This window comes from Arthrobacter sp. P1_B3 (genome assembly GCF_056406615.1).
Genome location: NZ_JBFTZV010000021.1, coordinates 25134 through 36859 on the forward strand (window position 1 = coordinate 25134; position 11726 = coordinate 36859).

Here is an 11726-nt window from a genome sequence, read left to right on the forward strand (position 1 = left end):
CCGGCCCCATCGAGCAGGGCCCTGAGCGCCTTGAAATGCTGTGTCCATCGTGCTCAGACCGGCCGGCCCGCACGGCAATGGTAGTTGAATAACCCTGCCTTTCCATAAGGATCACGCATGAATGCGACTTTCACACGTGAGCTGACCAATCCATGGCACATTCCGCCTCTGACAGTCCGCTCAACGGACCATATAGCTGAAATTACCGGCTCTGCCAGCCAATCTGAAATGCCACCGTCCCTGACAGGGTCGCCATGATCGGTCTATTGCCCGGCTCAATGAAACGTCTTCTTGAAAGGATGCCTGCCCCATGCGCGCTGCCCGAATTCACGACTGGGGTGGCGTCCCCGTGATCGAAGAGATCAACGAGCCGGTCCGCGCGTCCGGGGAGACGCTAGTCCGCATCGAGGCTGCGACTGTCAGCCACCTGGACCTGACAATCGCGTCCGGTCTATTCACAGTAAGTCCGCCGCTTCCTTATGTCCCGGGAGTCGAGGGCAGCGGCACCGTCGTCGAGTCCGCCGTCTTCGAGCCCGGCACCCAGATCATCTTCCGGGAGGGATGGCTCGGTTTCACCCAGGACGGAACGTGGCGTGAGTGCGCCTCAGTGCCCGACGGATTGCTAGTCCCACTCACTACCACGCTTGACCCCGCCATTGCCTCGACCTTCTTCGTTCCCTTAACCACCGCGTACGTCGCATTGTTCGACATCGGCCGCCTGCGGGCAGGACAAAGCGTGATAGTGACCGGGGCATCTGGCGCGATCGGAACTTTGGCCGTTCAACTTGCCCAGGCTGCGGGCGCTGAGGTTGTCGCGGTCGTCTCGCGCGCTTCCCGCCTTGACCTGCTTCCCCCGGGTGTGCCAGGGATCGCCCTGGACGACGAAAATGCAGTCCTGGAGCTCGCTGCCGCCCGGCGGGCCGACCTGCTGGTCGACACCGTCGGTGGAAAGGGACTCGGCGATCGCCTGAAATGGGTTCGCTCCGGTGGACGTGCCGCCTGCCTTGGATACACGGCTGGCACTGCGCTCACGATTGACCTGCCGTCTTGGCTCTTCTCCAATGTGGCCGTGTTGCCTGTGAACCTCTTGAACCGTGAGGACCGCGCTCATGCAATCGCTGAGGAACTGCTACCTAGGATCGCAGCAGGCGAGCTGAGCATTCCCGTCGAAGAGTTTGCCCTCGACGAAATCGCCGAAGGGATCACTCGACTCGCCTCCGGCGCCATCAAAGGTCGCGCGGTCGTTCGGTTCTGATACGGGCACGGCGGGGCAGTCGGTCGAATTTTGCTTTCGAATCCTGGTGGTACCTCGTAGCCGCATGATCGCCTCATCACGCAGTCACGAGGCCGACGAAATGACAATTGCCGAACGCGTAGAGGAGTCCATGAACATGCCTGATCCCACCGTCGACCGGACGAACGACACCATCGCATCGCCAGCACGCCAAAGGGATCGACAGCCGGAAGCCTCTACCGCCGGGTCCGGTCTACTGTCCGCAATCCGCTTCAGGGCGTGATCATGGCCGGTGTGGGTGTTTCCATCGCCGTGCACACTCAGATGCATTGACTCACGCCCACGGCCGCCTGGAGGGGCTGGCATGGCTGTTCCCTCCTTGTCGTGCCTGGTGACACTCGTACAACGGGGACATCAGGCGGGAACGGTGCGATGACCTTTACGGCCTGGTGGATGACCGGCGCGGCACGTGTGAGAACCGGCGCAACCTGGTTAACGACCGGGCGACGCTGGCGGCCACGGTAGCAACAGCAGGTGGTGCCTGGTTCACGACCGGTTCTGCAGAGACGGCGGGAGCCGTTATCCCCCCGGCCGGATGGGCGACAGGGAGCGGCACATCCTTGATCGGGCCAGTGCTGGACGTGCCCGGCAATCCGCTGACTCTAGGCAGCGCCCGTGCGGAGACGGTCTGAAGGGGATGCGTCACCGCTGGGGCTGCGGCCGAGGCCTTGTCCGGGAGAGATGCGGGATCGTGCTGGGGCAAGCCCAGGATCGGGTAGAACCACGGCCGTGGGCCCCAAGGCGGGCCCGGACGGCGCGGCGTCGGCAGGTACGGCACCCCAGACGAGGCAAATCAAGGCAAGGATCGCGGCAAGCTTGAGTGGGCGAGCGGCCGAACCTCAACGATCCCGCAGGCTGCTTTCCATCCGGATATCCCCCCAGAGGTGACGGAGCATCAGGTTACGCCCTGTGCCGTCGCCCAGTATAGGCGTCGCGTTGTATCACCGCGCATAAAGGAGGGACTGTTTTCCAGCGGCTCCTCCTTTATGCGCTGTCCCAAGTTATCAACAGGCCGTTCTTAGCCCTCTCAGAACCCACTGCTGCCCCAGGTCGCGACTTTCTGGCCTCAGCGGCACCCTTGCCCATGGTCACTGCCGCGCTGGGGTGTGTTCCCTCGCTCCGAGCTGCGGCCAGGCGACCGCGTATCTGGACTTCATTCGCGCCGGTGTTTGCCTGGAACTCAGCAAACTTCTCGTGGTGTTCGGCCGAGCCGTAATCGGCGGCCGACGCCCGCTTTGAGGCTTTGGTCCTTCACACGGCTGCAGTCGTTACCGGTGACGCGGTGCTCGATCTCGCGGCCAACACCTTCAAGGCGGCAAAGAGTTCCTTCTCCGCACGTTCGTAGCGCTGTTCCACTGACATCCGCTCGGAACCTTTGAACCCGCCCTCTGCCAGGAGCTTGGCCTCGTGCATCTCCTTGGCCGCCTTCACGAACGCGGGATACCGATCGATGAAATAGGCGGCACCCAAGTGCTGCGGACTGTGTTCGAAGGGGAAACAGTTTTCCTCGGGCAATGACCTGGCAAACATTATCGGATCCAGGCTGATCGCTAACGGCCATCACGCTTCCCGACAATCCCCCATCAGAACCAGACATAGCCCCGAGCAAGCTGTCCGTGGTTCACGCGCAGCTGCCTCACGTGAGGATTACACATGAATTCAGTCGCTATCGTCAGCGGCGGAGGCACCGGAATTGGCGCCGCCACAGCTGCAACGCGTAGAGAACAAGGATGGGAAGTTGTCATATGCGGCCGACGCCCAGATGTCCTGAACGAGGTAGCCCGCAGCACAGGATCACATCTGGTAGTTGCAGATGTTTCCTCCGATGCCGACATGAAACGACTGGTCGCCGAGACCATCGATCGGTTCGGGAACCTCAACGGTTTAGTCCTCAATGCCGGAATCGTCCGCCCGGGTGCGGCCGGAGACCTCAACGATGAGGACTGGGACTCCATGCTCAGCACGAACCTGACAGGGCCGTTCTATCTGATCCGCGCCGCGCTACCGCACCTCCTGGCTACGAGAGGAGCCATTGTAGGCGTCGCCTCCGCGGCTGCACTGCGGGCCACAGCAGGCATCGCCGGCTATAACGCGACCAAGGCAGCGCTTGCGATGCTGATTCAGTCCGTCGAGGTGGACTACGGGCCGGACGGCATCCGGGCAAAATCTGTATGCCCGGGTTGGACCCGGACCGAGACGGCAGACATGGAAATGAGCGAGTTCGGTTCCGAGCTCGGGGTTAGCCGCGAAGACGCCTATGAGCTGGCATCGGCCTTCGTCCCCAGCCGGCGCCCGGGCTCCTCGTCCGAGGTCGCAGCCCTCATCGCCTGGTTGCTGTCGGATCAGGCGTCGTACATCAACGCCGCCACGATCCCCGTCGACGGGGGCCTCGTAGCTGTTGAACCAGGGGGCATCGCCTTCGACCCGCGAGTGACGTTCATTTCAGACAGCCAGAACAACAGATCCCCGGAGATGCCCTCACACATGGCTGCAGCGAAGTAGCGCAGTTCCGCACCAAGGAGAAACCTAGCAGTTGTGCGCATTAAGGGCCCTTCCCATACCCTGACCGGTCTGCCAAGCCCAAAAACGACCCCTGTTCCTCAACCAAGGCCATTGCTCCTAGCGTCAAGGAGCTACTGAGAGTAGCGTCCAAGGCAGAAAAGGCAACGAGGGACACCTGACTCGCTTGCGAACATTGGGACTATATGTGCGCTGAAAGGCTGGGGGAAGCCGTCCAAAGGAGCGACATGGCTGGATGGAACGCTGACACGGCGGCAGGTCCGCTTGGTGCAGGAACAGTCACGCTAGTCGAGGGTTCGTCGTTTTGCATTTCAATGGCGAACGGGGACATCCAGTCCGAACATCCTCATGGTGTCTTTTTCCAGGACACCCGCATTGTGTCGGGGTGGGTCCTGACAGTCAATGGCCAGCACGTTGAACCGCTGGGCTCGGAAATGAAGGAGCCGTATCGGGCCCTGTTTGCCGGGCGGGTTCCTCGTGGGGATGGCTATGCGGATAGCCCGCTGATTGTGGAGCGCCTGCGTGAAGTGGGCGCTGGCATTCAGGAGCAGGTCACCCTGCACAATTACTCGAAGGAGCCTGCCGAATGCGTCGTCTCTTTGAAAGTCGAGGCGGATTTCGCAGATCTTTTTGAAGTCAAGGACGGGCGCGTCCAGAGGAGCTGGAACCATACTCGCGATGTGGACGGCGACTCACTGACCATCCGGGCCTCGTGGCACGAGGTCCGGAAGGGTCTTATCGTCCTCGCTCCCGGCGCCGATGTCTCATCGAATGGCCTCACCTACAGCCTGACAGTTGCCCCGCACAGCCAGTGGAGCTGCACCTTCACGGCCGTGCCGAGCACGGAGGGGGCAGGCCCGACGCCGCCGTCGTTCGTTCATCTTGATACGGACGGGATGTCGGCCAGTGACCGCCGCCGACAGGAGTGGGTGGCGAAAATCCCTGTGGTGCACGTTGGGAACCGCTCCATCGAACGGACTTTGAGGCGCAGCTACGACGATCTGGGAGCCCTGCGTATCGAAGACCCGCAATATCCGGATCGTGTGGTGGTGGCCGCAGGGGTGCCTTGGTTTATGACCCTGTTTGGGCCGGGATTCGCTGCTGTCCTCACAAATGGCCATGCCCGTGGATCCCTCCTTGGCTCTGGGCACGCTACAAACACTTGCAGACCGCCAAGGCCGGGTAGTGGATCCTCTGAGCGAGGAGGAACCGGGCAAGATCTTGCACGAAGTCCGGCTGGATATTTCCAGCGGGCTGTCCCTCGGAGGTAAGTCCACCTATTACGGCAGCGTCGATGCAACCCCTCTATTCGTGTGCGTATTGGGCGAAGTCAGCCGCTGGGGCTTCGCGAAGGACACCATTGCCGCGCTGCTCCCGCATGCAGATCGGGCAATGGACTGGATCCGACAATATGGGGACAAGGACGGTGACGGATTCGTAGAGTATGAGCGCTTGAACCCTCTTGGGCTGATCAACCAGGGGTGGAAGGACTCCTGGGACGGCATCAACTTCGCTGACGGCACACTGGCCGAACCGCCCATCGCGCTCTGCGAGGTACAGGCCTACGTTTACCAGGCACACATGGCCCGTGCGTGGATGGCATACGACGCCGGCGATTCAGTTCTGGGAGATGAACTGGCCGATCTTGGGGCGCAGTTGAAGAAGCGGTTCAACGAGCAGTTCTGGATGCCGGACCGCGGCTACTATGCCATCGCCCTGGATGGAAAGAAGCGCCAAGTCGATGCCTGCGCCTCAAACATGGGCCACTGCCTCTGGGTCGGCCTCGTGGATGAAGATAAGGCTACCGCAAGTAGCAGAGCGGCTGATGTCTCCGGAGATGTTCAGTGGCTGGGGGGTGAGAACGCTCGCCAGCGACATGGGTGCTTACAACCCGGCCAGCTACCACAACGGATCGGTCTGGCCCCATGACAACGCCATAATCGCCCACTGACTCATGCGATACGGATTTGTGGCGGAGGCGCAACGTATCGCCACCGCCCTGCTGGAAGCGGCAGAATTCACGGACGGCCGGCTGCCGGAACTGTTCTGTGGTTTCGCCCGGGAGCGATTCGCAACTCCACTGCCGTACCCAACGGCTTGTTCACCTCAGGCCTGGGCAGCCACAGCGCCGATCCTGCTCGTGACCAGCCTGATGCGTTACGACGCCCACGTTTCCCTCGGCGGCGTCTGGATGGATCCTGAACTGCCCACGTCCTACGGTGACCTGCACATCAGCAACGCCCCCTTGGCCGGCGGCCGGATTACGATCGATATCACCCAACACAAACCATCAATGCAAGGCCTGCCGGATGGCATAACCTTCCACCGCGGCCACCGGCCCTCAATGAAAGAGCTGGTTGAACAAGCAGGTCGAATCACCAAGGCGCCGCGATAGAGACCAACAACGATCGCAGTGTCTTACCCTGGCGAGGCGATTTAGGCACAAGGCCGGATTCTAAAGACTTCCAACTCGAAGGCCGCTCCGATACATCTTCACCCATTCAGGGTGCGGTACCGTACACCGTCTTCCCGTCACTGCCGTCCAGGTTCGCCGTTGGCATTGCGGCCCGCTTCGCGTACGGAACGCATTCTGGCTGAGGGCCCTTAACGATGAGACGCTGACGCTAAGTATCTGCACTGTTTCATTGAGAGTTTTGCCCTGGCTAGGCAGCTGCCGCGCAGCCTCTGTCTTGGAGGGTGTCATCGTCCGAGGGCGGCCGCCGAGTCGTCCCCGTGCTTTCGCCGCGACCATGAGGGCCAGGAGTGCTACCGAATCTTCATCCGGGACTCCTCGACGTCACCGACAACATCCGTTTTGAGGAACGCGGCCAGTTCACCATTCCGCCGCCGCGCGTGGTGCGATATGACGGCGACCGACCCGTACCTTGTCGTAGCCGCTGACAAGTAGTCCATGCCATTTGCGCTCTTCCGGTGCCGGCCACTCCGAGGTCCTAAGGAGGGTGGGCTCAACGGTAGCGGTCACCTCGTCCCGCAGCATCGGACCGTCAGCCGACACGCCCCAGTGAACCCAGTTCAGTTCGAGGCCGCTTGCCTCCCGCACGAAGAGGTCAACGTGCTTCCACCCGTAGCCGTGCGTGTCGTTGTAACAAGTGAGCGTCATGTGAGGTCGCGGATCAGCCATAGCTCCATGGCATCTCAAATCGGTTTACTGCACGAGTCAGAGGTTCGTTCAGCGGTCCAACCTCTGGGCTTGCTTGGCCCTGATGCCTAACCATGGGGTTATCAGATTGCGAACGAGGAGGACCACTATGGGCAGCATGCGTACATCGCCGAAAGAGGAGATGTGGGTTGCGGTTCTTGCAGAGCTCGCTGAGCGTCGTCAGGAGTTCCATGTTCTTGGCTATGTACCGCGCGACTTCATCGAGAAGTTTTTTCCGCTGGGGCTCTACCGCGCCGCGACTCCAATACAGTTCGGCGGGGTGGTTATGCCTCCTGCGGACTTCCTGAGGAGCATCGAACGCATAGGCCGAATTGACGGCTCTACTGCCTGGGTCGTGGCATTCGCGTCGAGCAACACCTATTGCGGGGCCCTTCCGCTCGAAACGCAGGCCGAAATCTACAAGAACGGCCCTGACGTTGTTTTCACTGGCGGCCTGTTCCCAATGCAGAAGGCTGAACGCACTCCTGGAGGCTTCCGGGCCAGTGGTCGCTGGAAATTTGCCAGCGGTTCCGTGGCAGCGGACTACATCAGCGTAGGTCTACTTGACGATTCCGCGGGGGGCAAACCTCGAGCAGCAGTTCTTCCCGCCGAACGGGTCAAAATCGTTCAAGACTGGGACGTCAGCGGTATGCGCGCTTCCGGCTCGTTTGACACCGTCGTCGAAGACCTTGAGATTCCCCTGGAATGGACCTTCATCCGCGGAGGCAAGTCACTCATTGACGAGCCGCTCTTCCGTTACCCGTTAATCGGATATCAGGCTCAATGCCATGCGGCCATTGGTCTCGGAGTCGCCCAAGGTGCTCTGGATTACGCGCAGTCTGCGGGCTCATACCGGGGAATCACAGGGGCACCGCCAGTGGGGGAACGCGCCTACTACCGGGTCGAGTTCGCTAAGGCATTCGTCGCCCTCCAGTCGGCACGTTCATACCTCCTTGACGTCGCGGAGGAAGTCTGGGAAACGGTGAGCAAAGGTCACGAAGTGACCGACGATCAGAAGGCACGCATCCGGCTTAGCGCCGTCAACGTGTCGGATACCGCGAGCCAGGTTGTGCACGACGTAGCGAAAGTATCGGGCGCTGCAATCATCAACAACTCTCATCCCCTGCACCCGATACGGATGGATGCTCAAGTCCCGCAGTTGCACGCCTCACTAAGCCAGCACATGTACGACGACGCAGGCGCCATACTACTGGGTTTGCAGTCGACTACTCCGGGATTCCTGTGACATCAGAACCCTGTTGCCAACACCTATCAACTCCATCACTCGTGTTCTCTAGCTGGATCTTCTAGTTGCCGCTGTATTTGAAACGATGGGTTCCGAAACCTTGATCGGGTAGCCGCCGCCCTGCTGTAGAAAGCGGTCTATGGGAAGGACATTGGGCTCTGCGTCCCCGCGCACTTTCAGACAAGCTTGTCATCGAGCTCTACTAAGCCTGAACAAAAGAAGGAAAGTCAGAATGCGCAGTCAGAAAGACCGGATAGATACTCCTCCAAGGAATCACCCGGAACGGAAGTCACAGTGGCGTCAGGTTCTCGGGAAGTACCCTACCGGCGTCACGATCATCACAACGGTCGATGACGTCGGACAACCAGTTGGGATGATTGTCGGAACGTTTACGTCGGTCTCCGAAGATCCCCCTCTGGTCGGCTTCCTGCCCCAGAAGACCTCAAGTACCTACGCCAAAATCGAGCGTGCTGGCCGCTTCCGCGCGTCAGTCCTTGGGGCCGGCCACGAAGACTTGTGTCGTGCATTTTTCAGCGCGGCAGTCGACGAACGTTTCGCGGGCCAGGAGTGGGAATTCGACGAGGGCGGCATCCCCAGGCTCAAGGACGCTATTGCATGGTTTGACGCCACCGTCCACGACATCCACCCTGCCGGTGATCACGTAATGGTTCTTGGCGAGGTAACGGACTTTGGGCTGGGTCCTCGAACAGGTGGACTGCCATTGGTCTTTCTCAACGGTGGGTACGGTTCATTCACGATCCCCCGGCATGATTTCAACCTCAAGAACCTGGGCGGTCAGCTGCGTCTCGCGACAAGCCTCGGTGATGAGGTCGAGGAGTTATCTCTAAGCCTAGACCTGGAGTGTTCCATCTCAACGGTAGTTCAGGACACGGTGGTCGTGCTGACTGCATCTGATAGTCGATCACCGTACGTCGGCACTTACTTCCCCTTCGCCGCGCCAATCGATCCCGGCTTCGCGGCCTGGTCCACGCCAGCACTGCGCCGCACTTGGATCGAAGGCTCCCGTCACATGAGAGGGCGGGTAGATGCGGCGCTGATCGAGGAAATCCTGACGCTTGTGCGAAAAAACGGCTATGCAATTTCCTTTGGCCATACGAGAAGCGAGCAATTCAGCGCAGCTTTTTCTTCAGCTAAAGGCGATTGGGGTACGCTTTCGCCCGTGTGGGATTCCCTGGTGTCCGCCTACGCGGAGTATTGCCGCCATCCCGAACCTGCAGCCCATGCAACCCTCATCCAGGTACCTGTCTTTGGACAAGATCAATGTGTGGCCTTCGAGATAGTCGTGAGTGGATTCGGACCTGGTGCCACCAAGGAACGATTCCGGGAAATCGTGTCGCGCACCCTTGATTGCGCCGCCCGACTTACGGAAAAGATCGGCGGGCGCGCCCCTAGCGACTACTGTATCCAGTTGCCTTAAAGGGCAGTGGAGCCGACGAGCAAAGGCTCAGGGTTCACAGCAATGATGGCTTTGTGAGGAAGCATTATGACCGCTCTCCACTCCATTCCCCTGACCCTCATAGACGGAGCGGGCACTGATTTCGGCCGCTTCAAGGACGAGGTGATGCTGGTGGTGAACGTCGCCTCCCAGTGTGGTTTCACCCCGCAGTACGCCGGGCTTGAGGTGCTGCACAACAAGTTCCGAGAGCAGGGCTTCACTGTCCTTGGAGTGCCCTGCACACAGGCCACAGCCGCTGACTCGGGAGCCAAGGCCACCGAGCGCTTCCGGGCCAACAAGAGCGTCACCTCCGAAGTCAGCACTGAACGGGTTAACCGACTTGCTTCACGCGCCATCAAGGCCCTGGTCGACACCGTCCTTGAGGAAAAGGTCACCTATGAGGAATACAACGCACTCAAGGCCTGGCTGATCGAAGTCGGCGACACAGGAGAATGGCCCCTCTTCCTGGACGTGTGGGTCGAACATGCCGTCGAGGAAGTGGCCAACGAAAACCGCGAAGGCAGCAAGGGCACCATCGAAGGCCCCTACTACGTACCCGAATCACCAGTCTTGGAGTCCCCCGGAACGCTCCCGATGCGCGACGATGAGCCGGGCACGCCACTGGTGCTGCACGGCAAAGTCACCAAAGTCGACGGCAGCGCCCTTGCCGGCGCAAAAGTGGAAATCTGGCACGCGGATGATCTTGGCTTTTACTCGCAGTTCGCCCCGGGCATTCCGGAGTGGAACCTGCGCGGAACGATCCTTACGGACGCCGAAGGACGCTATGAGATCAATACCGTCCAGCCCGCGCCTTACCAGATCCCCACAGACGGGGCCTGCGGCAAACTCATCGAAGCAGCAGGCTGGCACGCCTGGCGCCCCGCCCACCTCCACCTGAAGGTGAGTGCCGATGACCACCAGCTGATCACCACCCAGCTGTACTTCCAGGCAGGCAAACACCTCACCGACGACATTGCCTCGGCAGTTAAGCCTGAACTGATCCTCGACCCCCAGGACAGGAATGACGGCCCGGGCAGGGAAGTGGCCTACGACTTCGCCCTGGCGCAGGCAAACTAGCACCAGCCAGCAGCCGTCGACAGTGCAGCGGCGTGGTCTCCCCCAGAAATCCTCTGGGGGAGACCATACGCGCTACTGCACATAATGGGTGACATTCCAGACGACCGAGGTGCCGCCGCCCCCGCGGTGGCTATTTCCAAAATTCATTCGTCTACCTACAAGCGGTCACGACTCTAGGAAGGACCGACAAATGACACAGGTTATCGCCGAATTTTATGTCAAAACCAGAACCGAGATGGACGAGAAACTGAATGCAGCGGTTAGAGATGCTGCTCAAATCGAAGCAGGCTTTGATCGGCGGTGTGGCCTCCTTGTCGTGCGGCACGATTTCGACCATTTTTCAGTCTCAATCTCGCCCGATGTTCCGTTCGGGTCTATCCTCGAGAGCGACTCTGCCCTGGGGCAATCGCATCCCAAGCTGCCCCAATCTTGAAGGCTGCAGCCAAGTGTTTAGGGCACCTTCCAGCGATAGGAATCACCTTGGCTATGGCTCCCCGGCCCACTAGATTGCGCTGCTCGCTCGCATCGCAGACTGCTCGGACTGGAGCCTCGCGTCGGGGAACCATCCTGCCGGTGCGCGAGTTGGCTCAAGCTGCGCAGGGTCGCGGTGTTTTTGCATGTCGCATTTGTAGAACGGTCCGCGTGGATCGAGGAGCACGCTCATGTGGTGGTCGGCGTGGTCTTTGAACCACACGCTGATGCCGGTGGCACCGTCGAGTCGTAGGTGTTCCCATGCCCGCCACAGCGCTTCTATCCGGGAGACCGCTTCCGGGTGGAAATACCACTCGATGCACCATTTAGCTGCGCGGCCGTCGACGTCCCGCACGTAGGTGGGCAGCAGCTGTTCGTGCAGGAACTCTTCGGCTGACCCGTAGACCAGTCCCGGTGCCTTCTGCTCGTCTCCAGCCGTGCTGGCGGGCTCTTCTGCGCTGGTGCCGGGCGCTTCGCTGAATCGGCCAATGTCGATGGTCAT

The 11726-nt window shown here is 60.5% G+C and carries 9 protein-coding genes and 1 pseudogene; 7 read left to right on the forward strand and 3 right to left on the reverse strand.

Going from position 1 to position 11726, the window contains the following annotated elements; translation table 11 throughout:
• Positions 1 to 310: 310 nt before the first annotated feature.
• The gene (locus AC1D2F_RS18570) at positions 311 to 1255 is read left to right on the forward strand and encodes a quinone oxidoreductase family protein (RefSeq protein WP_476967380.1); all 945 of its coding nucleotides are present in this window, start codon (positions 311 to 313) and stop codon (positions 1253 to 1255) included.
• Positions 1256 to 2545: 1290 nt separating this feature from the next.
• Here AC1D2F_RS18570 and AC1D2F_RS18575 read toward each other — a convergent pair.
• Positions 2546 to 2809, reverse strand: a complete 264-nt coding sequence (locus AC1D2F_RS18575) for a hypothetical protein (RefSeq protein WP_476967381.1) — start codon at positions 2807 to 2809, stop codon at positions 2546 to 2548.
• 138 nt (positions 2810 to 2947) lie between these two features.
• Between AC1D2F_RS18575 and AC1D2F_RS18580 the strand changes: the two genes are divergently transcribed.
• Positions 2948 to 3796: an SDR family NAD(P)-dependent oxidoreductase gene (locus AC1D2F_RS18580; protein WP_476967382.1), complete on the forward strand. Its 849-nt coding sequence runs from the start codon at positions 2948 to 2950 to the stop codon at positions 3794 to 3796.
• A gap of 245 nt (positions 3797 to 4041) precedes the next feature.
• Positions 4042 to 6209 (forward strand): annotated as a pseudogene (locus tag AC1D2F_RS18585) (amylo-alpha-1,6-glucosidase).
• A 438-nt stretch (positions 6210 to 6647) separates the two neighbouring features.
• On the opposite strand, the gene AC1D2F_RS18590 reads toward AC1D2F_RS18585, so the two are convergent.
• Positions 6648 to 6935 carry a hypothetical protein gene (locus AC1D2F_RS18590; RefSeq protein ID WP_476967383.1) on the reverse strand — a complete coding sequence of 96 codons (288 nt, stop codon included), beginning with the start codon at positions 6933 to 6935 and terminating at the stop codon, positions 6648 to 6650.
• Between the two features lie 148 nt (positions 6936 to 7083).
• On the opposite strand from AC1D2F_RS18590, the gene AC1D2F_RS18595 reads away from it, so the two are divergent.
• From AC1D2F_RS18595 to AC1D2F_RS18610, 4 genes are all read left to right on the forward strand, one after another.
• The gene (locus tag AC1D2F_RS18595) at positions 7084 to 8220 is read left to right on the forward strand and encodes an acyl-CoA dehydrogenase family protein (protein ID WP_476967384.1); all 1137 of its coding nucleotides are present in this window, start codon (positions 7084 to 7086) and stop codon (positions 8218 to 8220) included.
• A 232-nt stretch (positions 8221 to 8452) separates the two neighbouring features.
• Entirely contained in the window at positions 8453 to 9658 is a 1206-nt protein-coding gene (locus AC1D2F_RS18600; protein WP_476967385.1) for a flavin reductase, read from the forward strand.
• Positions 9659 to 9724: 66 nt separating this feature from the next.
• Positions 9725 to 10753, forward strand: a complete 1029-nt coding sequence (gene catA, locus AC1D2F_RS18605; RefSeq protein ID WP_476967386.1) for a catechol 1,2-dioxygenase — start codon at positions 9725 to 9727, stop codon at positions 10751 to 10753.
• 190 nt (positions 10754 to 10943) lie between these two features.
• Positions 10944 to 11186 carry a hypothetical protein gene (locus AC1D2F_RS18610; RefSeq protein ID WP_476967387.1) on the forward strand — a complete coding sequence of 81 codons (243 nt, stop codon included), beginning with the start codon at positions 10944 to 10946 and terminating at the stop codon, positions 11184 to 11186.
• Positions 11187 to 11255: 69 nt separating this feature from the next.
• Here AC1D2F_RS18610 and AC1D2F_RS18615 read toward each other — a convergent pair whose 3' ends face one another.
• Positions 11256 to 11726, reverse strand: coding sequence for a DUF4913 domain-containing protein (locus tag AC1D2F_RS18615; RefSeq protein ID WP_476967388.1), 471 nt, complete (start codon positions 11724 to 11726; stop codon positions 11256 to 11258).

What these genes read in the sequence shown, in the direction of transcription:
- AC1D2F_RS18570 (WP_476967380.1), top strand. Translation starts at nt 311, where the DNA reads ATGCGCGCTGCCCGAATTCACGACTGGGGTGGCGTCCCCGTGATCGAA.
- AC1D2F_RS18580 (WP_476967382.1), top strand. Translation starts at nt 2,948, where the DNA reads ATGAATTCAGTCGCTATCGTCAGCGGCGGAGGCACCGGAATTGGCGCC.
- AC1D2F_RS18590 (WP_476967383.1), bottom strand. Translation starts at nt 6,935, where the DNA reads ATGACGCTCACTTGTTACAACGACACGCACGGCTACGGGTGGAAGCAC.
- AC1D2F_RS18595 (WP_476967384.1), top strand. Translation starts at nt 7,084, where the DNA reads ATGGGCAGCATGCGTACATCGCCGAAAGAGGAGATGTGGGTTGCGGTT.
- AC1D2F_RS18600 (WP_476967385.1), top strand. Translation starts at nt 8,453, where the DNA reads ATGCGCAGTCAGAAAGACCGGATAGATACTCCTCCAAGGAATCACCCG.
- catA (WP_476967386.1), top strand. Translation starts at nt 9,725, where the DNA reads ATGACCGCTCTCCACTCCATTCCCCTGACCCTCATAGACGGAGCGGGC.
- AC1D2F_RS18610 (WP_476967387.1), top strand. Translation starts at nt 10,944, where the DNA reads ATGACACAGGTTATCGCCGAATTTTATGTCAAAACCAGAACCGAGATG.
- AC1D2F_RS18615 (WP_476967388.1), bottom strand. Translation starts at nt 11,726, where the DNA reads ATGACCATCGACATTGGCCGATTCAGCGAAGCGCCCGGCACCAGCGCA.